Raw genomic sequence first — 24,010 nt, forward strand, 5'->3', positions numbered from 1 at the left:
CAGCCGCCCAATGCACGGATTGCGACAGGGCAGGTGAGTGAATAGGGAGCAGCGAATAGCGAGTGGAGAGGAGCCGCGACGCGCGGAGCGCGCCTCTCACCACCACTCCCTATTCGCTATTCGCCATCCCCTTACCTGCTCAGCACGTTGCTGATCTCGACCAGGTTCGAACGGACGCGCAGGATGTAGAAGCCCATGGTGATCAGGTGCGAGGGCATGAACCAGCCGTTTTCAGCACCATTGGAGATGATGAAGGGCTGGATGTTGAGGGCGGCACGAGTCTGCTGCTCCATCGTATCCCAAAGATTGTCGAGGTTGCGTGTCTTCAGCACGTCCTCAAAATCGGCATGGGTCGCCTTGAGCAGGCCGTAATAGCCGTAGAGCTGGCCATAGGCGAACCAGAAGCGGTCGTCGGCGCGCGGGTCGAACCAGCCATTGTTGTAGTTCTCGGCGCGGTCCTTGAGGATCGCCGACGTCGCGCCGATATCGTTCGAAATGCGGTCGATGAACTGGATCAGATTGTCGGCGCGGGCGTCGAACACCGCCTGGCACTTCTCGAGGCGGCCGTTGAAATTGTTCAGGCTCTTGATCGCCGAGCGGTAGTAGCTTGGGGTCGGCGTCTTGGGGCCGAACGGGGTCAGGCCGAAATACCAGGTGTATTCGTCGAACTGCATGTTGCCACGGGCGTCCTGCAGATCGGAATCGACCTGGCTGGTGCCACGCACGCGGCCGAGATTGTCGGCCAGTTCGGTGGTCGTGCGGCGGATCGCCTGGTTGATGCCGCGCTGGAACGAAGCCTTGTTGTCGAGGAAAGGCGTGTGATCCCAGGACAGGCCGAACAGGCCGGTCTTGTACAGGACCATAGACGAGATCCAGGCATTCTGGTTGACGTTGAGGTCGATCAGTTCAGCGGAGATGTCGGCGATCGCCGAACGGCCGCAGGTCTTGGCAGTGTCGGTGCCGCCGCCGGCGACAACCTGCTCGCCGGCCGAGACATTGCGGTTCTCGAAATTATGAGTCGCTACATAGTCGGGGTTGAAGTTGGTCCACACCTGGGTGTTCCAGCCAAAGTAGCCATACAGCGCCACAAGCCCGACGACAGCGCCGCCAACTAGCGTCTTCAGCACCCATCCGCGCTGGACGAACCAGCGCCAGGCCCAGATGAACGGCAGCAACAATATGCCGATGACGAAGCCAAGGCCCCTACCGATCAGCTGAAACATCCGGGTGAAGAAACTCACGATCGGATCAAGCATTTGGAATCCCCTCAGTCGGTCAGGCCGTAGAGCTGTGCGCGGAACGCCGCCTTGTCTTTCAGATATGTGGTTTTCAATGTGTCGACAACATTGGATCGCCAGGTCTCGTTGAGCTCTTCATAATCCTTGTAGAAGCCTTGCTTGTTGAAGACATAACGCGAGACGAAATCCGACGGCACAAATTCGGAGATCAGACGGTTGGTCAGCCAGGCGTCGGGATGGTCGGTCTTGGCGCGCACCACCAGGAAGCGGTGCAGCGGAAATACCTCTTCCAGCCGCAACTGGCCGAGCTGGGCGATCTCGCGCTTGGCGGCATTGAGAAAGGGGAAGGTGCCGTCACGGTTGATCGCGTCGGCATGGCTGTGGATCCAGGTCTGCAGCCAGACCTTGTCGACCTTGCCGATGTCGCGCTTCGGCTCGGCCTCGCGGATCAGGGCGCGCACAGCCATTTCAGCGCGGTGCTCGAGATAGCCCGAGCTTTCGATCCACGAGGCGCGGGGCAGGTCGAGCCGGCCGGTCGACGCCAGGAACTTGAACACCTTTTCGGCGTCTTTGATCGAGAGATAGCTCACCTGCCATGGCCGCGAGCGGCGGAAACCAGGCGCCGACGGATCTGATATGACCGTTGTCACATCAGGGTCGACGAAGACGTAGAGCCCGCCGAAATGGCTGGTCCAGAAGGCGTTGTGGCGGAAGATCACCTGGTCGGGCACCAGCGCGTTCTCACGGATATCGCCGCAGACCTTGGCAAGTTCGACCATACGCTGGAGCATGGCATCGTCGCGCCAGGCCTCGGGCTCCTGCTTGAGTTTGTCGACAAGCTTGCCGAGCTCGGCCGCCTTGCCGAGCACATCCTCGGCCGACAGCACGCGGAACTCGACCTGATTGATCGACAACAGATCTTCGATGTCCTCGACCTTGGACACCGAATCCTCGATCTCGCCGTAGATCACGTCCTTGATCGTCAGCGCATCGATGGCGCGCTGGTTCTTCGACATGAATTCGAAAAGCAGCTGCGAGGTGTTGGAGAATGCCGTGTGCACGACCGGCAAGTCGATCTGCGACGGCGTCAGGATGATGAAGCGGCGGTTGACCTCGTTGGGGTCAAGATACTGGTAGTCGCCGAGCTCCTCGGCAATCTCTGGCGAGAAGCCGGTGCGGTCGATCTCGAAACTCTTGAGCTTCGTCGCGGGCAGGCCGAAAGCGGTCAGCGCCTTGTTATAGCGCCCGATCAAATGCGATTCGTCGACCGGAAGGAGACGACCGTAGATGAGTTCATTGTCGCGGAGGAGGTCCATCTATTCCTTCTCCCCGCTTACGGGGAGAAGGTGCCCGAAGGGCGGATGAGGGGCAGCACCAAGCTTCACAGGTGATCCTCGTTCGAATGCGCAGGAAGAAACTTCAGATCCAGGGCAATTGTCTTGTTGTCGAGCCGACCGTCAAGCACGGCAACAATCGTGTCCAGCACCTGCTTGCGTCGCTGGAGCACATCGATGTGCCAAACTCTGATCACTGACCGTCCGTTTCGATTCATAGTCTCGTCACGATGCACATCCCGTATGTCGTGCGCGTGTTGGCTGCCATCAACTTCGACCACGAGATTGGCTTCTCGGCAGGCGAAGTCAGCGAAATAGGGGCCGGCATCTGGCGAATGAACTTATAGCCGTTCAAGCGTCTTGACCGAAGTTCGAACCAGAGCTTGTCCTCGGCATCATTATCCACTTGCCTAAGCTGCCGTGCCCGTGAAGTCTTGAGTTCATTTCCGCCACGCACTGCGCTGCCCCTCATCCGCCCTTTGGGCACCTTCTCCCCGTGAACGGGGAGAAGGAAACTCAAGCATTCCACAGCCCCTTCGCTTTCAGCTCCTCCATCTCCTTCGCCGCGCGCTCGCGCAGCCTTGCGTCGCGCAACAGCTTGGACACGGCGGCATCGTCTGATTTGTCGGAGTAGCGGAATTCGCTGTCGGCGTAGCGGTTGATCTCCTGCATCACCATGTCCATCGAGAACGGTCCGCGCAGCTCCTCGATCATCGCCTTTTTCTCGTCGTAGCCCTTGTGCATGAAAGCCTCGGGTTTTTCGAACCATTCGTCAGGCAGCTCGATGTCCATGGCGCGCATCTTGATCGCGTCGGTGACGTTCTTGATGGCGCGACCGGTGAAGCGTGGCTCGGCTTCTTTGATCATGTGCAAATAGGTGCCGACGTCGGCCAGCGTCTTGGGTACGCCATTGTCCTTAATGAAGCGGTCGTAGACCTTTTCCAGGCCGTCTTCCTGCGGCTTGGCGTGCTCCTCATAGGCCTCGGTCACGGCGCGCTGGATCTCCTGCGCGGCATAAAGCTCATGCTCGCCGAGCGGGATCTTATGGTTCTTGCCGGCAAGCAGGACAAAGATGTCGATGTAGTCGTCGCGGGTCTGCGGGCCGTCGACCAGCCAGCGGGCGCCGGCGCGCTGGCGCAGCGCATCGTCGACATTCTCGGGATAGTTGGAGAACATGCCGAAGGAGCAGTTGCCGCGCACGACCGTGCCGGCACCGGCGAATGCATCCATCAGTACGCCGGTGATTTCCTGCTGGCCGGCCGACGCCCGGTCGTCGGAGCGCTTGGCAGCCACCTGGTCGATGTCGTCGATGGTGCCAAAGCCGATGGCGCGCGGGTTGAGCACGTTGTTGATGAACTGGCGGCAGTTCTGGCCAGACTTGCCCTGGTAGGACGAGATCTGGTCGACGCCGAAATTCTCGTAGGCGAAGGGATAGCCGGCGACCTGGCAGTAATTGTTGACCAGGCCTGCGATCATCTGGATCAGCGTGGTCTTGCCGGTGCCCGGTGCGCCGTCGCCGATGAAGGTGAACAGGAAGCCGCCGAGCTCGACAAACGGGTTCAGCTCGCGGTCGAAATCATAGGCCATCAGCATCTTGGCCAGCCGGACCGACTGGAATTTTGCGATGTGGTTGCCGACCACCTCCTGCGGCTTCTTGAAGGTCATGACCAGCGGCTTCGACTTCTTGCCCGGCGCGACGTCGAAGCCGTCGAGGGTGAAGTCGTCGGCGTCGATGCGGATATGGGCGTTCTCGAAGGCGCCGATGCCGTCGAAGCGGCCCTTGCGCTGCAACAGGCCCTCGATGGCTGTGCGGGCAAAGGCGCGACCGCGCGTCAGAAGGTCGGCATCGTCCTTGGCGCCCGACAGCGCTCGGTCGAGGCCGGAGACGATCGACTTCACCGCGTCCTGGGGCGTGTCGAACAGGAAGTCTGGTTCGCTGACGTCATTGGGCGCTTCGCCGTCGCTGTCGATCAGCTGGGCAAGGTAGGAGGCGAGCGTGAAGCCGGCGACATAGGCCGACGCCGACAGCAGCTTCTTGAAATGGCTGGCCTCGTCGCCTTCGAGCGGGCTGCGCGCATTCTTGGCCTGCAGCCCCTCCAGATCGGTCGAGCGCGAGAACACGTCCGAAACGGCAAGCGCCACCGCAATGCCGCGGCGGGCGCGAAACAGCAGCGTGTGCTGTGGGATCGACATCAGTTGGTCGTCGGGGCGGATCGCCGTGACGGTCTTCTGCAACTCGACCTCGCGCGTCTTGCGGATCGAGCCGGCCGAAACCGTCGAGACGAAACGCCTGTTGGTGCCGGCAAGCGCCGTACCAGATTGGCCGGAGGAATCCTCCAGCACGACGATGCGGGTGATGAAGCTCTGCGCCGTGGCGCGGTGCTTCTCGATGTCGGCTTCGGAAATCGTGGTCAGGCCGGTGTCCATCAGATTTCTCCCGCTATCAGTGTTTTAGTCCTGCCAGGGTTTCCCCCACTCCGCCTCGCTGCGCTCGGCACCTCTCCCCTCTCCGGAGGGAGAGGAACGGCGCGAGGCCCGATGGCGGTCTTTCCTCTCCCCCGTCGAACGGGGGAGAGGTGTTGTCGAGGCGAAGCCGAGACGGAGTGGGGGCGACCGCCTTGCTCTCAGACATCCGAGATCACCTGTCCCTTCGACAGGATGTGCACCTTGTAGCCGCCGAAGATCTTCTCGGCTTCGCCCGCGGCGTAGAGCGTCTGGTAAGCCTCGTGCGGGATCAGTGCGTGTTTCTCGTAGCTCGAGACGCCCTGGCGCGCGGCCTCGAGGTCGTCGGTGTTGATGAAGAACTCCTCGCTCGACGGCTCGCTCGACCACAGGCCCTTGCGGCCGGGTTTCTCGGCCTTGGAGTAGACCTCCTGGATAGTCCAGGTCAAAAGCCAGGCGTTTTCGGCCTTGCGCACTTTCGACAGCACCTCGCTGACCGTCGAATTGTGCTCCGTGATGCCGGCCGAATAGAACGGGCCCAGCACCATCCGCCTGAGCTGCTTGGGGTGCAGGACGGGAAAATCCTTGTCGAGATTGGTGGCGACTGTCAGCGGTGACAGCGAATAGGCCGAGTTCTTCTCGGTGAAGTCGTCGAAGCGGTGGGCGAGATCGGGGTTGAGCAGGCCGTCGACCGGCAACGGGATCTCGATCCTCTCGTTGAGCCTGCCGCTGTCGGTGTCGACGAGCTGCTCGACCATCGCCTCCGACGAATCCTCGACGGTCGCCATATAGATCAGCGGCAGGTTGGCAGTGCCGTCGAAGCTGCCCCAGTGGACGAGATAATAGGGCCGCATCGACTTTGGATTGACCGACACCTTGGCAGTCTGCGCCAGGATGAAGGGCGAGAAGGTCGAGCCGTCCTTGACGTCCTCGAGATAGAGCCGCTCGGCCATCGAGCGCTGCAGCGCCTCGGGAAATTCCTTGTGGCGCAGGATGAAGTCGGCCATCTCCTCGCGCAGTTCGCCCGGTGGTGGGATGCTGGCCAACCGCTGCGCCGCCGTCTTGCGGTCGTTTTCCAGTTCGAGCACGTTCTGGAACACCGGGAAGCCGCTCTCGGCGCGCGAAATCTTGAAGGTCTCCATGAAGCCGAGCCGGTTGCGCCAACAGGCGAAGGACCGTTCCAGTCGCGAGATATAGGCCGCCGCCACCTTCGCCACGATGCCGTGCCGGTAGAGCGGCGAGCGGTCGTCGCGCATGAAGATTTCAAGCCCGCTGAGCGCCGCCGCAATCGCGTCGAAGTAGCGGACGGCTGGGTCGTCTGTGGGGGTCATGGGCAAATTCTCGAATGCATGGGCTCGACGTTGCCCCCCTCTGGCCTGCCGGCCATCTCCCCCACAAGGGGGTAGATCGGCTGTCGCGTTTCCTGTCGCCCGAACTTCATCGCCGAATACTGGCGAAGCGCCAACCACCGCCTAATCTCCCCCCTTGTGGGGGAGATGGCCGGCAGGCCAGAGGGGGGCGCGACAGGGCGCGACATTGCGGATGCTTGCTAGGTTACGGCTGCACGTAGTCCGAAGCGTTGTGCTTCTTCAGCACCTCGTCGAAGCGGCGGGCAAACGCGTCGTCGGCCAGCTTCTTGCGGCGCTGGATGTCGGCCGTCGCCACCATGTTTTTCTCGTGCAGTTCGAGCAGGTCGCCGATGTGCTTCTGGGCGGCGGCGCCGATGCCGGCCATGGTCTCTTCGGCGGTGTTGTCGACCTTCGAGCCCAGCGTATTGATCTTGTGGGCAACGTCCTGCTGCGCTGCCGTCTTCAGCGAGTCTTCCAGCGCCTTGTACAAGACGATGCGCTGCTCGGTGTCGATGGTCAGCTTGTTGATCAGCGTCGCCTGCGCTGCGATCTGGTTGTTCAGCGAATCGACGAAGGTCTGGAACATCGAGGTATAGCGTTCGAGCGTCTGGCTCTCGGCCAGGATTTCCTGCTCCTTGGCCTGCTTCTCGTTGTATTCGGTGGCGAGCTTGGAACGCTCGGATTCGAGCTCGGTGCGCTCCTTCTGGCTGGTCGAGGCCGCGATCTTGTTTTCGATGTCGAGCAGAAGCGGGTTCAGCTCCTCGATGCGCTTCTGGGTCGCTTCGAGGTTTGACATCGTCACCTTGCGGCGCTCGATCACCTGGGAAAGGCTAGCCTCCGAGGTCTTGTAGCGCTCGTCGAGGACCTGCTTCTGCGCCTTCAGGATGCCGACGATGGTGTCGGACTTGACCAGCAGTTCCTGCAGATTGCCGGCCAGCGACATGTTGCGCACGCGGTCGGTGCGCATGCGCTGCTTGCTGGAATCGGAGAAGATGCCGACGAAGGTTTCCCAGCCGGTGAAGCTCTTCATGCTCTCGAATTCCGAACCGAAGACGTTGGTGGCGTCCTCAAGTCCGATGATCAGGTCGGCGATGTTGCCTTCCATCACCTTCTGCTGCTTCAGCACGTCCTGGATGCGCGCGTTCTCGATGTCGAAGTCGGAGGCGCCGATCTTGGCGTCCGTCGTGGCAATCTTGTCGAGCACTGTGCCCGACTGCTCGATCTTGCTCCGCATGTCCTCCACGACCTGCTTGGTCTTGGCGATTTCGGCATCGAAATTCTGCAGCGTTGCCATACGTTCCTCCGGTGTCGAATGCGGGACAGTGGCGCCGAATATATGTGGCGCATCTTGCGATTGAAAGACACACAGCCGCGGGCGAAAGCAATTATGCCGGGGCTACTTAGCTTGGTGTGGCAAATCCGATGAAGTCGTCGGGCTGGGCGCGGCCCATTTCCTCTTCCCAGTGGCGCCGACACAAGGAGACGTAGACGTCCTTGCCGATCGCCACCTGCTCGCCCTGGCGGGCGACCTTGCCGTCCGGGCCGAGCCGCACGACCATCGTCGCCTTGCGGCCGCAGCGGCAGATCGTGCGCACCTCGCGCAGGTCGTCGGCGATGGCGAGCAGCGCCCGCGAGCCCGAGAACAGATTGCCCTGGAAGTCGGTGCGCAGCCCGTAGCACATGACGGGAATGCCCAGCCTGTCGGCGACGCGCGCAAGCTGCCAGACCTGCTCTTCCTCGAGGAACTGCGCCTCGTCGACAAAGATACAGTGGACGGTCGTGTGCTGATGATGCTCGGCGATGCGGGCATAGAGGTCGTCGCCGCCGCGGAACATCTCGGCGCCTGCTTCAAGCCCGATGCGCGAGGAGATGTAGCCGGTGTCGCCCTTGCGGTAGTGGCCTGCGACAAACAGCATCGTCGTCATGCCGCGCTCGCGGTAGTTGTAGGACGCCTGCAGCAGCATCGTCGTCTTGCCGGCATTCATCGTGGCGTAATGGAAATAGAGCTTGGCCATGGTTCTTCTAATCAGAAGCCGTCGGGCGCGGGGAGGGGCCAGCCCTGCCATCCACCGCAAAAAACCTTTGTGATGTCGCTGATGGATAAGCCAGCGGCGTCTGTCGTTGCGTCATGTCACTTGAATCCAAAGGAAAATGGTGTTTGGCTCGCGACAAAGACGAACAACAACAATACCGCGTTGCCGTCATAAATACGAATGGGAGATTCCATATGTCGCGCTTGAAACTACTCGCCGCCGCTGTCGGCGTGTCGGCGGTCATGACTGCCGGTGCCGCTTTTGCGGGCGATGCCGAAAGCTGCAAGAAGGTGCGCCTGTCCGATGTCGGCTGGACCGACATCCAGGCCACGACAGGCGTCGCTTCGGTGCTTTTGACCGCACTCGGCTACGAGCCGGAGGTTATCCAGCTGTCGGTGCCGGTCACCTACGCCTCGCTGAAGAACAAGGATCTCGACGTCTTCCTCGGCAACTGGATGCCGTCGATGACCGCCGACATCAAGGAATATGTCGCCGACGGCTCGGTCGAGACCATCGGCGAAAACCTGTCCGGCGCCGGCTACGGCATCGTCGTGCCGTCCTACGTCGCCGAAGGCGGGGTCAAGACGCTGACCGATCTCGGCAAGTTCAAGGACAAGTTCGGCGGCAAGATCTACGGCATCGAAGCCGGCAATGACGGCAACCGCATCATCCTCGACATGATCTCCAAGCCCGAGAACAATCTCACTGGCTTCGAGCTGGTCGAATCATCGGAAGCCGGCATGCTGACCCAGGCCGAGCAGTCGATGAAGTCGAACGAGTGGATCGCCTTCCTCGGCTGGACGCCGCATCCGGTCATGGGTGCGATGAAGATCGCCTATCTCGATGGCATGGGTGACTCGGGCTTTGGCGCTGCCACCGTCAGCACAAACGTGCGCAAGGGCTATGTCGCCGAGTGCCCGAATGTCGGCAAGTTCCTCGGCAATCTGAAGTTCAACCTGGAGATGGAAGGCACCATGATGGATGCCATCCTCAAGGGCGGTAACGCCAATGACGTTGCCAAGGACTGGCTCAAGGCCAATCCGGATGCAGCAACGCCCTGGCTCAACGGCGTCACCACCTTCGACGGCGGCGATGCAACGGCTGCGGTGAAGGCTGCTCTGGCGAGCTAATTCGGCATCCTTGCCTGCAAATGACATGATGAAGGGCAGCGAAGCGAGACAGCTGCCCTTTTTCGTATCAAGTTAAGCGAGAAGCGCCGGCGCGACCGGCGCCTGCGAAAGCAATAGAGAGGGGACAGATGGATCCGGTATCGAACTTGCTGGCTGCCTACAAGATTCCGATCGGCCTGTGGGGCAAGGCGTTCTTCACCTTCCTGACCGACAATTTCAACGCCATCTTCCGCGGCTTTTCCAACGGGCTCAACTTGTTGCTCGACGGGCTCGTCGACGGGCTGCTGCTGCTGCCTCCGGTGGTGGTCGTGGCGCTGGTCGCGGCTCTCGCTTGGTACCTGCAGCGTTCGCGGGCGCTGGCTATAGGGGTTGCGCTCGGTCTGCTGTTCATCATCAATCAGGGCCTTTGGAAGCAGACCGTCGAGACGCTGGTGCTGGTCGTTGCTGCCGCTGCCGCCTCGATGGCCATCGGCGTGCCGCTTGGCATCTGGGCGGCGCACAAGCCCAAGGTCTACCGCTTCATGTTGCCGGTACTCGACCTGATGCAGACGCTGCCGACCTTCGTCTACCTGATCCCGGTGCTCACCTTGTTCGGTCTTGGCAACGCGCCCGGCCTGATCGTCACCATCATCTTCGTCATTCCGACGGCGGTGCGCCTGACCCATCTCGGCGTCACGTCGGTGCCGACCGCGATCATCGAGGCCGGCCAGGCCTTTGGTGCCACCAAGCGCCAGCTGCTGTGGAAGGTCGAGCTACCGGCGGCCCTACCCACCATCATGGCGGGACTCACCCAGTGCATCATGCTGTCGCTGTCGATGGTCGTGTTCGCCGCCCTCATCGGCGCCGGTGGCCTCGGCACCGAAATCAACCGCGCGCTCGGCTCGCGCAAGATCGACCTCGGACTTGAAGCAGGGCTGGCGATCGTCGTGCTCGCCATCGTTCTCGACCGCATGACGCGCATCGGCGTGGGAGGCAAGAAATGAACGTCGCCGTCGATTTCAAGAATGTCGACATCGTCTTTGGTGCCGACACCTCCGCTTCGCTCGCCATGCTCGACAAGGGTGCCACTCGCGCCGAGATCCTCGAAAAGACCGGCAATGTGCTGGGTTGCGCCGGCGCCAACCTGACCATCAACGAGGGCGAAATATCTGTCCTGATGGGCCTTTCCGGCTCCGGCAAGTCGACGCTGCTGCGCGCCGTCAATCGCCTCAACATCGTTTCGCGTGGCCAGGTCATGGTCAAGGACGGCGACAGGATGGTCGACGTCGTCTCCTGCGACGAGCCGACCTTGCGCCGCCTGCGCCAGCACCAGGTCGCCATGGTGTTCCAGCAGTTCGGCCTTTTGCCCTGGCGTACGGTCGAGGAAAATGTCGGCCTCGGCCTCGAGCTTGCCGGCATGCCCGACGCCGAGCGCAAGGCCAAGGTCGGCAAGCAACTCGACCTGGTCAACCTGACGCCCTGGGCCAAGAAATACGCGCATGAGCTGTCGGGCGGCATGCAGCAGCGTGTCGGCCTAGCCCGCGCCTTCGCCACCGAAGCGCCGATCCTGTTGATGGACGAGCCATTCTCGGCGCTCGACCCGCTGATCCGCACCAAACTGCAGGACGAGCTGCTGCAGCTGCAGAAGACGCTGAAGAAGACGATCATCTTCGTCAGTCACGACCTCGAGGAAGCGCTCAAGATCGGCAACACCATCACCATCATGGAAGGGGGCCGCATCGTTCAGTCCGGGCCGCCAGAAGATATCGTGCTGCGTCCGGCCAATGACTATGTCCGCGACTTCATTGCCAACGTGAATCCGCTGTCGGTGCTCACCGCATGGAATGTCATGCGTGACCGCCGCGACCTTGAGGATGCGGGCGAAGGCTGGCTCTGGCTCGATCGGCGCAAGACCACGCGCTTCAAGATCGACGCGCAGGGCCTGGTTGCCGCCGCCGAGCGCAACGGCCAGCCGGCTGTCTGGGTTTCGGTCGACGACATCGACAAGTCGGCCGACGAGGCCTCGCACGTCTTCTGGGCGAAGCCGGGCACATCGCTCAAGCTGGTGATGCTTGCCATGCACCGCTCGCAGACATCGCCGGTGGCGCTGTTCGACGATCAGTCCCGCTTCGTCGGCGCCATCGGTATCCGCGACGTGCTGAGCGCGGTGCTGCGCCGATGACAGCTCTCTTCTCCCCGTGAATGGGGAGGTGAGATGAGTTCCGCGTAGCCGACGAAGAGCCGGCTGCTTGGCTTTTCGATCATCGGACGCCGGCACGCAGATAAGGGGCAGCGCTAGCGTCTCAGAGTTCGCTCTGCCCTTCGGGCCATCTTCTCCCCGGTGGACGGGGAGAAGGAAAGCCTTTCACTCTTCCTCATCACCCAGAAGCTCGTCCAGCCTGGCCGCATAAGGCTGCACGGCGTCGATATATTGCGCGCCTTCGGCGCGCAGGGCCCGTGTCTCGGCGATCTTTTCCTCGACGAAGCTGCGCATTTCGGTTTTCTGCTCGGCATTCAGGTCGCTGGCATCGACCTTTTCCGTAAGGCCAGAGAACGTCGCTTCGAAGCGTTCGGCGGCGATCGTCGCGAGATAGCCGCGGAAGGTGGCGCCGAGCGCCTCCTTCCAGCTTTCCCTGTCGAAGCCGGCCTTGGCGATGCGGCCGTCGAGCCCGGCATCGTCGTCGAACCAACGGTCGGCCTCCTCCTCGTCATAGGCGAGGCGACCAAGCTCTGGCTCAAGTTCGCCCAATAGCTGCACCACCTTGCCGGCCTCTTCGAGCGTCAACGCGCGGGCTGGCAGCACCAGGGCGCCAAGCGCCAGGCTCGCCGCCAACAGGCCCGTGGCGATGCGGCGTCCGAGGATGGCGCTCATCCCATGCACTCCGCATCGAGTGCCTTGTCGGCGTCGTTCTGCGCTTTGGCCTGAACCAGCGAACCGCCGACCGAGGCGACCGAGCCCGCGATCGCGCCGCCGCGGCCAAGTCCGCCGAAGCCGCCGACCATCGACAGCGCGCCGCCGAGCATGGCGGCATTCGTCTGCGCCTGGGTCGCCTTGCGCATGGCTTCGTCGCAGCGCTGTGCTGCCGTCTGCTTCTTGCCCTTGGTGGCCAGCTGCGCCGCCGTCTTGGGCGCGCCTGCCGTTGTCGAGGTGCTGGTTGTCGACGTCGTCTGGCTGCAGGCGGCAAGCACGCCGCACATCATCAATGCAATCGCTCTTTTCATGGGTCTCTCGATTTCGCTGGAGAAGGCGCGAACTCCGTGGGGCGGGCCATGCGCGGACCGTCGACTCTGCCCAGTCGACGGTCCGGCGATGGCCGGCCTCGCATGCGTTCGAAGAGCGCCCCCGCCCGTCGGATGCATCGGTCCGCCACGGCGCCGATTTACGATGGCAGCACAAATGTCGTCTTGGCGTGGGGCGAACAGGTGCGGTCTGGAGCGAACAGGGCGGTGCGTCTAACGCATGCGCCGAGAACCGGAACCGATATTTCGGCAAGCCGATACGAAGCCTCCATGAGGTTGATCGGCTTTCATGCGTCGGGAGGCACGGCGCTTTATTGACAGCGGCGCAGCGCTGCCGCCTTGATTTCCGACGGTGTCACGCCGAAGCGCTGCCTGAAGGCACGGTTGAAGTGGGACAGGTCGTTGAAGCCGGTATCGAAGGCGATCGCCGACACCGTGCTGGCGCCGGCAAGGTCGAGCGCGTTGTAGGCGAGGTCGAGCCGAGCATCGCGCAGGAACTCGGAGAAGGTGATTCCTTCCTGCTCGAACAGTCGCTGGATGTAGCGCGGGGTCACGCCCTGGCGCCGCGCAATCGCGGTGACTGTAAGCTCTGGATCGGTCAGCTGGCGCAACATCTCGGCCTTGATCAGTTCCAGCCGCGCGGCGCCAAGGCTGGCGCGCACCGGTTCGGCGTTGGCTGAGGTCGCGCCTTGCACGACGAGGGCGGCTAGATCGTAGATGTGATTGCCGGCAAGCCGGCGGCCGGCCTCGCCCTCGGGTGCCTGCGACCGCAACAGGTCGGCATAACCCGTCAGCAGCCCGGCGCCGGCGGCATCGGCACGGATATGATGAAACGCCTTCTGACGGATGCGCGGCGCAAGCGCTGCCAGCCGCGCCTGGTTCAAGGACACGACCTTCAGCAGCGTGTTGGGCAAGGCGAAGGCCATCGACGTCGCTTCGTTGAGCAAGGTGATGTCGCCGGCCTTGATCGACAAGGCCGGCTTGCCAGCCACCGCCACCTCATAGTCGGTGGTGTGGATGGTCATCAAATAGTCCTGGCGGCCGTCCGCCGCCATCAGGTCCTTGGGGCGCTCGCCGAGCACGGCCGAATAGCATGCGGTGCCGACGGTCGTGCCGGCGTCGAGGAAGTAGGCGGAAACGTCGAAGGCAAAGTTGTCGGCATCTTGCGGCCGAAAGCGCAGGCCGGCGACATGGCGGGCGACAAAGTCGTGCAGGTAGGCCAGGCGGTCGCGCGCGGGAACGTCAAAGGTCGAAAGGCGCTGCATCGAACGGTTCCGTTTCAGAATGCACCCGACAGCTACCTAGGCGGGAAGGTTTTTCTGTTTCAATCTATGCGGGGTTGCATCCTTATTCACGGAACGGCTGTTGCGGTCAAGATGGCGGTTTGCCGGTAGCTGCCAGTAACCGCCATCAATTGGCCAGAGGGATCAGGCTTCTACAAACGGCTTGAAGCCGCCATAGATCATACGCTTGCCGTCGAACGGCCATGACGCCGGATCGCCCTCCAAGCGTGGGTCGGCCATCACCTTCTTCATGATCTCGTCGCGGTCCTCGCGCGAGCGGTAGACGATCCAAGAGAAGACGACGATCTCGTCGTCCGTGGCCTGCACCGCGCGGGGAAAGGAGGTGACTTCGCCATAAGGCACGTCGTCGGCCAGGCACTCGACATAGGCGATTGCTCCGTGGTCCTTCCAGACCTCGCTCCCGAGGCGAGCCATCTCCTTGTAGGCATCGATCTTGCCCTTCGGCACGGCGAGCAAGAACCCATCGACATAAGACATGCGTTTTCTCCTCGTGTTGTGACGTTGCAAGGACGAATGGCTGCCGGCCGATCCTACAATGCCGGCCAAAATTTCTTGTAGGCGTCCTCGAACGCATAATGGTCGGATAGAGGGCCGGGTTCCGAAACCGTTGCGGCGCGCTGCGATCAACCCCATACTATGGCGAGGTGAGCATGAGGCGCGATTGCCATGCCCGAAACCTCCACGGCTCCACGCACCAAACTCCGTCCCAAGACCGAGCGGCCGAAGCTGCACAAGGTCATTCTCGTCAATGACGACTTCACCCCGCGCGACTTCGTCGTCACGGTGCTGAAGGGCGAATTTCACATGTCGGAAGACCAGGCCTACAGGGTGATGATCACCGCACACCAGCGTGGTGTCTGCGTCGTTGCGGTGTTCACCCGGGATGTCGCCGAGACCAAGGCGACGCGGGCGACGGAAGCCGGCAAGGCCAAGGGCTATCCGCTGCAGTTCACGACAGAACCGGAGGAGTGAGGAGCGTCCGCGCAGCAGAGGGCAAGATGCCCGCAGGCAGGCTGCCGCCAATCCGCTACAATGCTGCCGGTCCCGTACCCGAGGCCGGGCCGACATAGAGTTCGCGTCCGCCCCAGTCGCAGATGCGGACATGGTCAGGCACCTGCGGCATTGTGAGCGTATGGAAAAGCGAGCTGGCGACATCGACGGCCGCGTCGATATCCGGCGCTTCGAGGGAAATGCGGTCGAGCGTCGCGTGCGCGCCGTCTTCCTTGCGCAGGCGATAGAATTCGATGACGAAATTCACATCTGCCTCCAGCCGCCTTCGCGAACAGGTCAGCCTTTCGGCTTGCCTTTGTAGGATGTTGTCTCTGCCTGCTTGACCTGCGAACCGAAGGTGGACGCGGCTTTGACTTCGACCTTCTCCTTCTTGGGCTTTCTGGTTTCGCGGTTGCTGCGTTGTTGGCCCTTGGCCATGGTCGTGCCCTTCCTGTTGCGAAGCGAACCTATTCGGCTACCGCTTCGACGCCCTCGAGATTGTCTTCCGTGGTGACCCGCTCGTGGTTTTCGCCGTCACTGCGGATGCGGTATTGCGGCGAGCCGTCCTTGGCCGGCAGCGTCGCCTTGACGTGGAAGGTCTCTGCGTCCTTCACCGCGATGCCGATCCGACTCTTGATCCGCACCATCTGGCCGACGGTGAAGCGATGCGACGGCTTTTCCACACGCGGGGCTGAAGCCGGTCCTTTTGTGAACCTGATCATGCGGCCTTTTCCTGATCCTGCCGCAGCGCGGCTTCGAGTTCGGCATAGTCGATGGCGAGAACCTGGCTGGTCAGCAGATTGGATGATCGCGCGGGCAGGTGAATGTAGGTGGCGACGCGGCGGTAAGCGATCCACGAGATGCCGTCGATCAGCTCTTCGTCCTGGTCGATGTCGTAGTCGCCTGCCGGCTGGATCTCCTCGATCCCGCGCAAGGCGAACGGCCTGTCGAAATGGACGGTTGAACGTTTGGTGCGCCCGGTCATCGATGTCTCCCGAAATGAACGAAAAGCGGAGCAATGCCCCGCTTTCGCCGCCTCAAGCGTGCCTGGGTCGGACCGGATGGGTGCTGCCAGTACATCCGTGGTCAGCGTCCATCGATCCGGGCCAAATGAAATCAGAGCAGCTGAAGATTGGTGGCCGACTCGCGGCCCTTGTTGTCACGCTCCAGCTCGAAATTCAGCTTCTGGCCTTCGGCCAGGCCGGAAAAGCCGGCGCGCTCGAGCGCGCTGACATGGACAAAAACGTCCTTGCCGCCGCCGGCCTGCTCGATGAAGCCAAAGCCCTTCTGGCCATTGTAGAACTTCACGGTCCCAGTGTTCATGTGAGTATCTTTCGAATGAGAAAAGTCGTCGCGCGGCAAGTATTGCCGCACATCAATAGATCGACGATTTGGAAAGAGTTTGGCGGGTCGAGAACCTCTGACGCCGCGATAGCCAAGCTGGCCCAAAAAACGATTGGTTACTTCTAAACCTTAATTGCGGTTTATGTAAGGTGTTTTTTTGCATGCTGGGTTCTAATTCAAAATTTATTTCGGATCGTGTCCGTCTAGCCGCGGTCGTGGAATGCTGATACCGTCTCAGCACTAGCAGACAATTGGCAGTTGCTTTCCCGCAGGACCGTCTGGTCCTTCGCGGCGGACTGCATTTCCCCCATGCGAGGACAAAGCCATGATGTTCACGAGAAGGCCGAAAACCTCAGTCGTCAAAGTTTCCGCGCCGCCGGCCAAGCTGGTCAAGCTGACCGCGCGCAAGGACGAAATCGCGCGTCTGCGGCTCGCCGATAGCGACGGCTCGCGACGTCGCGAGCTGCAAATGATGGAAGACAATCGCCTGCGCTGATTGATTTCGAGGGGCTACCGGCCCTCGCGGTACCACATTCCGCCAAGCGCCAGCAGCAGCAATCCAAGGCCGAGGAAACCGCCGAACAGCGGCACACGCGACACTGACTTCAGCACGCTGTCGTCGGTGGTGCGGAAGCCGAGCCAGTCGCGGCCGGAGGCTTCGGCGTTGCCGCGCACCGGTACGATGCTTGGCAGCGAGATGCCGTTGGACAGGGCCGAGATGGCGGTCGCCGCAAGGCGGCGCACGTCGCCGCCGGTTGCCTCGGCGGCTGGGCGCAGCACGTTTTCGGTCGAGACCACGTCGGCGAATTCGGGCGCGTTGACCGGCCCGACATGGGCAAGCGCGGTCAGGTCGCCATTGCCGACCTGGTAGAGGCCGATCTCGCCGACCTCGACGCTGCCGGTGAAGATGCCGGGGTCGCTCTTGTCGAGCTGGACGTCGAGTGTCTTGCCGGACGGCGTGATGACGCGGGCAGGACCAGCTTCGTCGCGCATCGTCTGGCGGCGGATGTCCAGCACCATGCCGCGACCGTCTGCGGTCAGGCGCTCTTCCTCGAGCTCGGGTTCCTTCATCAGCCAGTGCGCGATGCGGCGGTAGAGCGAGACATGCGGGCCGCCACCCTCGAAGCCGCGCGCCCACAGCCAGCCCTGGTCGGACAGGAACATGCCGACCCGGCCTTCGCCCTTGCGGTCGAGCAGGAGCAGGGGCCTGTCATCGGCACCCTTCATCACCACTTCGCCCTCCGGCTGTTCAATGCCGATCTGGCGGAACCAGCGGCTCCAACGCGGCGGCTCCTGCGCCGAACCCTCGAGGCCGCGCGTCACCGGGTGGCGCTGACCGAGTTCGGTCAAGCGTGGATAGAAGGCTTTCTCGACAACGTCGCCATTGGGCATGGCGGGCAGGGCAGAGATCAGCGGTGTATTGGCGATCGACTGCTCGCCGGCATATTCGGGGCCGGCGGCGATCAGCAGCGCGCCGCCCTTTTCGACATATTCGGCAATGTAGTCGTAATAGAGGATCGGCAGCACGTCGCGGTGCTGGTAGCGGTCGAAGATGATCAGGTCGAAGTCGTTGATGCGCTCGACGAACAGCTCGCGCGTCGGAAAGGCGATCAGCGACAGCTCGTTTATCGGCGTGCCGTCCTGCTTTTCAGGCGGCCGCAGAATGGTGAAATGCACGAGGTCGACCGAGGCGTCGGACTTCAAGAGGTTGCGCCAGGTGCGCTCGCCGGCATGCGGTTCGCCCGAGACCAGAAGTACGCGCAGGTTCTCGCGGATGCCGTCGACGAGGGCTATGGCGCGGTTGTTGCTGTCGGTCAGCTCGCCCGGAACCCGGTCGATCGACAGTTCGACGATGTTGCGCCCGGCCGACGGCACGGTGATCTGCAGCGGCATTTCCTGGCCGACAAACGCGCGCTGCACCGACACCTGGTTACCGTTGATCGACACGCGCACGTCGACCGACCCGGCCTCGCCTCCGGTGTCGATCACGCGATAGGTCATGTCGAGCGGCTTGCCGACGATACCAAAGCGGGGAGCGTTCTCGAAGCGGATGCGGCGGTCGCGCTCATTCTCCTCGCCGGTGATGAGCGCGTGCAGCGGTGCGCTGATCGCTGGGGCACCGGGCACGTCATGCACCTGGCCGTCGGTGACCATCACGGCGCCGCCGATACGCGACGGCGGAACATCGCGGAATGCACCTTCGAGTGCCGCAAACAGCCGCGTTTCGGTGCGGTCGTCGGCGGCCTCGGAACGGCCGGCCTCGACGACACGCACCTCGAACTGCCTGAAGCGCGCCAGCCGTTCCTTGAGGCCTTCGACCACTGCATTGGTCTGGGCGGTACGGTCGCCGATGTCTTGGCTCTGGCTGCGGTCGACGATGATCGCGACCACGCTCTTCAGCGGCTCGCGCTCTTCGTCGAGGATCACAGGGTTTGCCAGTGCCAACCCGAGCGCGCCGAGCGCAACCAGTCGCAGCCAGGCGCCGCGCTGGCGGAACCAAAGGCCGACAAAAGCGAGCAGGGCGAGCGGCACGAGCAGCGCCGCCAGAAGTGGCCACGACAGCAGGGGCTCGAAGGCGACGGACCAGTTCATGCTATTGCCCCAGCCGTTCGAGCAGGACAGGTACGTGCACCTGGTCGGATTTGTAGTTGCCGGTCAGCATGTACATCATGATGTTGACGCCGGCGCGTAGCGCATAGACGCGCTGCATCGGGTCTGAAGGCACCGTTGGCAGCATCGGGTCGCCGTTTTCGTCGATGGCCCAGGCGCCGGCGAAATCGTTGGCGGTGATCATGATCGGGGTCACGCCGTCACCTGTGCGCACCGGCCGGCCCTCCGCGTTCGATGCCTCAAGCGACGCCTCGACCCACAGCGGGCTGCCGTTGAAACGGCCGGGGAACTCCGGAAGGATGAAGAACGCCTTGGTCAGCACATGATCGGCCGGCACCGGCTCCAGTGGGGGCACGTTGAGGCTGGAAAGGATATCGCGCAGCCGCTCGGTCGCCGGGCTCGCTGCATCGGCGCCAATGCCATTGGCGAACTGGTCGCGGGTATCGAAAAGCACGGTGCCGCCCTGCTTCATGTAGGCGTCAACGCGGGCGATCGCCGCTTCGCTCGGCATCGCGGCGGCCGGGTCGATCGGCCAGTAGATCAACGGGTAGAAGGCAAGTTCGTCCTTGGCGATGTCGACGCCGGCCGGCTCGCCCGGTTCGAGCGCGGTCTTCTCGATCAGGAATTTTGTCAGCCCGGCGATGCCGGCACGGCTTATGGCATCGACCGCGGATTCGCCGGTCAGAACATAGGCGACGCGGGTCTTCGAGATAGCCTCGACCGCCTCGACGTCGCCTGGCTTGGCGTCGTCGGCATGCGCCAGATCCGGCTGCGCCATCAGTGCGCCGAGGCAAAGCAAAACTGCCGCGGCCGTGCCGGCCGTTCGCCCGCGTCTCGCGCCACGGCGCGAGAACGTGCCGCCCATCCAAAGCACGGCGAGCGTGTCGAGCGCCATCAATGCCAGAGCTGCTGCCACAAGCGAACCTTTCAGGTCGCGCGATTCGTCGAAAGCGTAACGTATTTCGGTCACCGGCGCAGAAAGCTGCGGTCGCACCAGCGGCGACAGCGTGCTGTCGGTTTTCAGCAGATTGTGGGCGAGCACACCTTCTTCGCTGCCATAGAGGCCGGGTGGGTTTTCGAGCGTGACGGGCAGGGCGCCGGCACCTGCCAGCAGCGGCCGGGCATCCGGCGTCGGCGGCACAATGCGGCCGTCCGCCGAAATCATCCGGTACGGTGCCAGCGATGCCGGCTTGCCCTCGATGCCTGAGGTTGCCGTGCCCTGGTTACGCGACAGCTGCACGATCCGGCGCAGCATCTCGACGAAGCTGCCCGAGATCGGCAGGTTCGACCATGTCGCCTGCGGCGCGATGTGGAACAGCACCAGCGTGCCCTTGCCGCGCCGGGCGCCCGTCACCAGCGGCGTGCCGTCGGCGAGATTGGCCCAGGTGCTGGCAGCAAGGTCAGGCGTCGGCTCGGCCAACACCTGCTTGCTCACAGTCACCTCGTTGGGCGGCGACAGGTCGGCAAACGGGCCGGCGTTGGGGAAGTCGCTGACCGGTTGCGGTGCCGTCCATGACAGGGCGCCGCCGAGCGAACGTTCGCCGAGCCTGAGCCGCACCGGCAGCAATTCCTCGTCATTGCCGGCCGCGGCGAGGCGGGAGCCGGCGAAACGCACCAGCGTGCCGCCCTCCTTGAGCCAGGTCAGCAATTTTTCGCGCGCCTGCGGCGGGATGGTGCCGACGTCGGCCATGACAATCATTGCCGGCTTCTGCTCCAGCATTTGCGGGATCGCCTCGGCGAGATCCGAACTCGTCGGCTCGCTCAGGTCAGCAAAGGGTTCGAGCGCGCGGCGAATGTAATAGAGCGGCGCCAGCAGCGGCTGCGAGTCGTCGGCGTCCGACTGCGACAGCAGGCCGACACGGCGGCGTTTGGAGCTGTCGTCGAGGACCCGCACGGCGCCTGCCTGGCCCTGGCCGTCGAGCGCGATCGAGGCAAAATCGTTGCGCAGTTCGAAAGGCACGGTCATCGTGCCGGTTGCCACCGTCTGGCCCGGCGCGAAGGCCAGCGTGGCGTCGGCGATGCGGCGGCCCTTGTCGTCGAAGGCACCCGCCGTCACGGCCCCCGGAGCGGGGTCGCCCGGCGCGCGGATGGCGGTCAGCGCAAAGCCGTCCATCTCGTTTTCGGCTGATGTCAGGCCCTTGGCGTCGAGCCGTTCGGGCGAGGCCCACAGCACATTGGCTGGGTTCTGGCCCAGCAGCGTCGAAAACGCTTGCTCGTCGCCTTCACCCGCCAGCCCGTCGTCGAGAACGGCTATGCTCGTGCCGGGCAAAGTTGCCAGGACGGTAGCGACGCGTGCGTAAACGGGGCCCCTGTCGGTCGGCACCGGCCGCGGTTCGGCGGCGCGCAGGCGATCGAGCGCTGCCTGCGCATCGAACGGACCGATCTCGGCATTGGGCTTTTCGGCGGTGAAGGCCAGCACGACCGGCTGTCCTGATGCACCGGCATCGGCGATAAGCCGTTCGGCCGTGGCAACGCGGCGTTTCCAGTCCGGTGCGCTCGCCCAGCCATTGTCGACCACAAGTGCCAGCGCAGCTCCACCCGTCGGCACCTTCTCGCGCGGATTGAACACCGGCTCGGCCAACGCCAGCACCACCAGTGCCGCCATCAGCAGGCGCAGCAGGGTGAGCCACCACGGGCTCTGATGTGGGGTCTCTTCCTTCTTGAACACCCGCGCCAAAATCTTCAGCGGCGGGAAGATTTCGGCCTGCGGCTTGGGCGGCGTCAGCCTGAGCAGCCACCAGATGACGGGCAGGGCGAGCAGCCCCCACAGCACGGCTGGAAATCCGAACGACAGCGGCAGCCAGCTCATCGGCGCCCTCCCGGTCCGTGGCCTTCCGAGGTCAGTGCCATATGAACGCGCACCAGCGCCTCGGAGGCAAGGCGGTCTGTATGGTTGACCGTGTAGCTCCAGCCGAGCCGCTTGCACCAGGCGGCCAGTTCCTCGCGGCGCGCGCCGTAGAGATTGCGATAGGCGTCCGACAATTGCTCGGCACGGCCGGCGGTCAGCTTTTCGCCCGTCTCGGGGTCGGTGAATTCGGTGCGGCCGGCATAGGGAAAACTCTCTTCCGCAGGATCGGCGACCTCGATCAGATGGACACGGGCGCCATGGCGGGCCAACGTATCGAGCCAGGCCATCGTCTCTTCGACCGGATCGAGGAAGTCACCGATGATGACGATGTCGGAGAAGCGACGGATGCTGGACAGATCAGGTTTCGCCGGCAGTGAAACGGCTTGCGCCAGATGCGAGGCCAGCCGCTCGGCGCCGTTGCGGGCGCTGAACGGGTCGGTCAGTCCCGGCCATGCTATGCGCTCGCCGCTGCGTGACAGAAGCTCGGCCAGCGCAAAGACCAGCACCAGTGCGCGTGATTCCTTCGACACGGTCGCCGTCTTCGACTTGTACAGCATCGACGGCGACAGGTCTGCCCACAGCCAGACCGTGTGGGCCGCTTCCCATTCGCGGTCGCGCACATAGGTGTGGTCGTCGCGGGCCGAGCGCCGCCAGTCGATGCGCGCCATCGCCTCGCCCTGCACATAGGGTCGGAACTGCCAGAAATTCTCGCCTATGCCGCGCTTCTTGCGGCCATGCCAACCGGCGATGACAGTGTTGACGATGCGGCGGGCCTCGACCAGCAGGTCAGGCACCAGCGAGGCGCGCAACCTGCCACGGGCAAGCGCATCGCTGGTCCCAACCGGTACCGATGCCTCGCCGATGCGCGCCATCAGATGTCCTTGACCAGCCGCGCCACCACGTCGCGGACCGTCATGCCTTCGGCGCGGGCGGCGAAGGTCAGCGCCATGCGGTGCTGCAGCACCGGTTCCGCCAGCGCGCGGATGTCGTCGATCGACGGCGCAAGCCGCCCGTCATAGAGGGCGCGCGCCCTGGCACACAGTGTCAGCGCCTGGCTGGCGCGTGGACCGGGCCCCCAGGAGACGTGTTTGTCAGTCTCGGCATGGCCCTGGCCGGGGCGCGCCGAACGCACCAGCTTGAGGATCGCCTCGACCACGGTTTCGGGCACCGGCATGCGCCGGATCAGCAACTGGATGTCCTTCAGGCGTTCGGGATCGAGCACATTCTGCGCCCTGGCGTCTTCGATGCCGGTGGTTTCCAGCAGGATGCGTCGCTCGGCTTCGAGCTCGGGATAAAGGATGTCGACCTGCATCAGGAACCGGTCGAGCTGGGCTTCCGGCAGCGGATAGGTGCCTTCCTGCTCGAGCGGATTCTGGGTTGCCAGCACATGGAAAGGGGCAGGTAGGTCGTGGCGCTCGCCGGCGACCGTCACGTGGTACTCCTGCATCGCCTGCAGCAGTGCTGACTGGGTGCGCGGGCTGGCGCGGTTGATCTCGTCGGCCATCAGCAATTGCGCGAAGATCGGCCCTGATATGAAGCGGAAGGAGCGCTTGCCCTGGTCGTCCTGCTCCATCACCTCGGAGCCGAGGATGTCAGATGGCATCAGGTCGGGGGTGAACTGGATGCGGCGCGAGTCGAGGCCGAGCACGATGCCGAGCGTCTCGACCAACTTGGTCTTGGCAAGGCCGGGCACGCCGACAAGCAGCGCATGGCCGCCGGCCAAAAGCGCCACCAGAGTGCGTTCAACGACGCTTTCCTGGCCGAAGATGACGCGGCCGACGCCAGCGCGGATCTTGGCGATGTCGGCAAGCGCACGTTCGGCTGCGGCGATCATCTCGCTCTCGCTCATCGCCGTTTCCTTGATCATCACGCTCATGCGGGCCGGATCCTTCTTCTGGCGCGGCGCCTGAAATCAAAACCGATTCCCGGACTGCCGATGCGCTCACTCAAAATGCTACAGCGTGCCTCTCTCGTCCATCAGAACAGGGGGCCGCTTCGTCAATCTACAAGGATTATTTGCCTCTTGGTCCGGTGCGTCGTCCGTGTGGACGTCGTGCCTGCCGCCCAATCCCCAGAGGTCAAACGATCCCGGGCGTCGCGATCTCCATGCCCGCACCTTTGCGAGGTCATGGCATTGAACTTAAATCACTTGCCTATGCTGACAAGCGC

The 24,010-nt window shown here is 63.3% G+C and carries 24 protein-coding genes and 1 pseudogene; 5 read left to right on the forward strand and 20 right to left on the reverse strand.

Features of this window, described 5'->3' with window-relative positions; translation table 11 throughout:
* Nucleotides 1-131: 131 nt before the first annotated feature.
* From IG197_RS22255 to IG197_RS22285, 7 genes and pseudogenes are all read right to left on the reverse strand, one after another.
* A complete protein-coding gene (locus IG197_RS22255; RefSeq protein ID WP_067959273.1) occupies nucleotides 132-1,256 on the reverse strand; it encodes a DUF2333 family protein in 1,125 nt (374 codons plus the stop codon).
* An 11-nt stretch (nucleotides 1,257-1,267) separates the two neighbouring features.
* Nucleotides 1,268-2,554, reverse strand: coding sequence for a DUF6638 family protein (locus IG197_RS22260; RefSeq protein WP_192315047.1), 1,287 nt, complete (start codon nucleotides 2,552-2,554; stop codon nucleotides 1,268-1,270).
* A gap of 65 nt (nucleotides 2,555-2,619) precedes the next feature.
* Nucleotides 2,620-3,029, reverse strand: a pseudogene (locus IG197_RS22265) (endonuclease domain-containing protein).
* A gap of 59 nt (nucleotides 3,030-3,088) precedes the next feature.
* Nucleotides 3,089-4,999, reverse strand: coding sequence for an AAA family ATPase (locus tag IG197_RS22270; protein WP_192315049.1), 1,911 nt, complete (start codon nucleotides 4,997-4,999; stop codon nucleotides 3,089-3,091).
* Between the two features lie 197 nt (nucleotides 5,000-5,196).
* Nucleotides 5,197-6,345 carry a hypothetical protein gene (locus tag IG197_RS22275; protein ID WP_192315051.1) on the reverse strand — a complete coding sequence of 383 codons (1,149 nt, stop codon included), beginning with the start codon at nucleotides 6,343-6,345 and terminating at the stop codon, nucleotides 5,197-5,199.
* A gap of 223 nt (nucleotides 6,346-6,568) precedes the next feature.
* The gene (locus tag IG197_RS22280; protein WP_067959283.1) at nucleotides 6,569-7,657 is read right to left on the reverse strand and encodes a hypothetical protein; all 1,089 of its coding nucleotides are present in this window, start codon (nucleotides 7,655-7,657) and stop codon (nucleotides 6,569-6,571) included.
* Nucleotides 7,658-7,763: 106 nt separating this feature from the next.
* Nucleotides 7,764-8,378, reverse strand: a complete 615-nt coding sequence (locus tag IG197_RS22285; protein ID WP_067959286.1) for a thymidine kinase — start codon at nucleotides 8,376-8,378, stop codon at nucleotides 7,764-7,766.
* 212 nt (nucleotides 8,379-8,590) lie between these two features.
* Between IG197_RS22285 and choX the strand changes: the two genes are divergently transcribed.
* The 3 genes from choX to choV all read left to right on the forward strand — a co-directional run bounded on the left by choX (nucleotide 8,591) and on the right by choV (nucleotide 11,687).
* Nucleotides 8,591-9,526 (forward strand): choline ABC transporter substrate-binding protein, encoded by a 936-nt coding sequence (choX, locus tag IG197_RS22290; RefSeq protein ID WP_154384741.1) that lies wholly within the window; start codon nucleotides 8,591-8,593, stop codon nucleotides 9,524-9,526.
* Nucleotides 9,527-9,654: 128 nt separating this feature from the next.
* Nucleotides 9,655-10,509 carry a choline ABC transporter permease subunit gene (gene choW, locus IG197_RS22295; protein WP_067959292.1) on the forward strand — a complete coding sequence of 285 codons (855 nt, stop codon included), beginning with the start codon at nucleotides 9,655-9,657 and terminating at the stop codon, nucleotides 10,507-10,509.
* Entirely contained in the window at nucleotides 10,506-11,687 is a 1,182-nt protein-coding gene (gene choV, locus IG197_RS22300; RefSeq protein ID WP_192315052.1) for a choline ABC transporter ATP-binding protein, read from the forward strand. The genes choW and choV overlap by 4 nt, the downstream gene beginning before the upstream one ends.
* A 183-nt stretch (nucleotides 11,688-11,870) precedes the next feature.
* Here the strand turns inward: choV and IG197_RS22305 are convergent, their stop codons facing one another.
* The 4 genes from IG197_RS22305 to IG197_RS22320 form a co-directional block, all read right to left on the reverse strand.
* Complete coding sequence (locus IG197_RS22305; RefSeq protein WP_192315053.1) at nucleotides 11,871-12,377, reverse strand: hypothetical protein; 507 nt, start codon at nucleotides 12,375-12,377, stop codon at nucleotides 11,871-11,873.
* A complete protein-coding gene (locus tag IG197_RS22310) occupies nucleotides 12,374-12,727 on the reverse strand; it encodes a hypothetical protein (protein WP_192315054.1) in 354 nt (117 codons plus the stop codon). Before IG197_RS22310 ends, IG197_RS22305 begins: the two co-directional genes overlap by 4 nt.
* Nucleotides 12,728-13,056: 329 nt before the next feature.
* Complete coding sequence (locus IG197_RS22315; RefSeq protein WP_192315055.1) at nucleotides 13,057-14,010, reverse strand: AraC family transcriptional regulator; 954 nt, start codon at nucleotides 14,008-14,010, stop codon at nucleotides 13,057-13,059.
* A gap of 162 nt (nucleotides 14,011-14,172) precedes the next feature.
* The gene (locus tag IG197_RS22320) at nucleotides 14,173-14,526 is read right to left on the reverse strand and encodes a DUF1428 domain-containing protein (RefSeq protein ID WP_067959305.1); all 354 of its coding nucleotides are present in this window, start codon (nucleotides 14,524-14,526) and stop codon (nucleotides 14,173-14,175) included.
* Nucleotides 14,527-14,715: 189 nt separating this feature from the next.
* Here IG197_RS22320 and clpS point away from each other — a divergent pair, with 189 nt between their 5' ends.
* Nucleotides 14,716-15,021: an ATP-dependent Clp protease adapter ClpS gene (gene clpS, locus IG197_RS22325; protein ID WP_192315056.1), complete on the forward strand. Its 306-nt coding sequence runs from the start codon at nucleotides 14,716-14,718 to the stop codon at nucleotides 15,019-15,021.
* 55 nt (nucleotides 15,022-15,076) lie between these two features.
* Here the strand turns inward: clpS and IG197_RS22330 are convergent, their stop codons facing one another.
* The 5 genes from IG197_RS22330 to IG197_RS22350 all read right to left on the reverse strand — a co-directional run bounded on the left by IG197_RS22330 (nucleotide 15,077) and on the right by IG197_RS22350 (nucleotide 16,362).
* Complete coding sequence (locus IG197_RS22330) at nucleotides 15,077-15,307, reverse strand: hypothetical protein (RefSeq protein WP_067959310.1); 231 nt, start codon at nucleotides 15,305-15,307, stop codon at nucleotides 15,077-15,079.
* 29 nt (nucleotides 15,308-15,336) lie between these two features.
* Nucleotides 15,337-15,477 carry a hypothetical protein gene (locus IG197_RS22335; RefSeq protein ID WP_165915833.1) on the reverse strand — a complete coding sequence of 47 codons (141 nt, stop codon included), beginning with the start codon at nucleotides 15,475-15,477 and terminating at the stop codon, nucleotides 15,337-15,339.
* Nucleotides 15,478-15,506: 29 nt separating this feature from the next.
* Complete coding sequence (locus IG197_RS22340; protein ID WP_067959314.1) at nucleotides 15,507-15,761, reverse strand: hypothetical protein; 255 nt, start codon at nucleotides 15,759-15,761, stop codon at nucleotides 15,507-15,509.
* Nucleotides 15,758-16,024, reverse strand: coding sequence for a hypothetical protein (locus tag IG197_RS22345; RefSeq protein WP_067959317.1), 267 nt, complete (start codon nucleotides 16,022-16,024; stop codon nucleotides 15,758-15,760). Before IG197_RS22345 ends, IG197_RS22340 begins: the two co-directional genes overlap by 4 nt.
* A gap of 131 nt (nucleotides 16,025-16,155) precedes the next feature.
* Nucleotides 16,156-16,362, reverse strand: coding sequence for a cold-shock protein (locus IG197_RS22350; protein ID WP_067959320.1), 207 nt, complete (start codon nucleotides 16,360-16,362; stop codon nucleotides 16,156-16,158).
* 346 nt (nucleotides 16,363-16,708) lie between these two features.
* Here IG197_RS22350 and IG197_RS22355 point away from each other — a divergent pair, with 346 nt between their 5' ends.
* Nucleotides 16,709-16,879 (forward strand): hypothetical protein, encoded by a 171-nt coding sequence (locus tag IG197_RS22355; RefSeq protein WP_157097043.1) that lies wholly within the window; start codon nucleotides 16,709-16,711, stop codon nucleotides 16,877-16,879.
* Between the two features lie 14 nt (nucleotides 16,880-16,893).
* On the opposite strand, the gene IG197_RS22360 is transcribed toward IG197_RS22355, so the two are convergent.
* The 4 genes from IG197_RS22360 to IG197_RS22375 are packed head-to-tail and all read right to left on the reverse strand — an operon-like array spanning nucleotide 16,894 to nucleotide 23,717.
* Nucleotides 16,894-18,975, reverse strand: coding sequence for a hypothetical protein (locus IG197_RS22360; RefSeq protein WP_192315057.1), 2,082 nt, complete (start codon nucleotides 18,973-18,975; stop codon nucleotides 16,894-16,896).
* Between the two features lies 1 nt (nucleotide 18,976).
* Nucleotides 18,977-21,802, reverse strand: coding sequence for a DUF4159 domain-containing protein (locus tag IG197_RS22365; protein WP_192315058.1), 2,826 nt, complete (start codon nucleotides 21,800-21,802; stop codon nucleotides 18,977-18,979).
* The gene (locus IG197_RS22370) at nucleotides 21,799-22,713 is read right to left on the reverse strand and encodes a DUF58 domain-containing protein (RefSeq protein ID WP_192315059.1); all 915 of its coding nucleotides are present in this window, start codon (nucleotides 22,711-22,713) and stop codon (nucleotides 21,799-21,801) included. The genes IG197_RS22365 and IG197_RS22370 overlap by 4 nt, the downstream gene beginning before the upstream one ends.
* A complete protein-coding gene (locus IG197_RS22375) occupies nucleotides 22,713-23,717 on the reverse strand; it encodes a MoxR family ATPase (protein ID WP_182573330.1) in 1,005 nt (334 codons plus the stop codon). Before IG197_RS22375 ends, IG197_RS22370 begins: the two co-directional genes overlap by 1 nt.
* Between the last annotated feature and the right edge of the window lie 293 nt (nucleotides 23,718-24,010).

The sequence above is a fragment of the Aminobacter sp. SR38 genome (assembly GCF_014843375.1).
GTDB lineage: Bacteria > Pseudomonadota > Alphaproteobacteria > Rhizobiales > Rhizobiaceae > Aminobacter > Aminobacter ciceronei.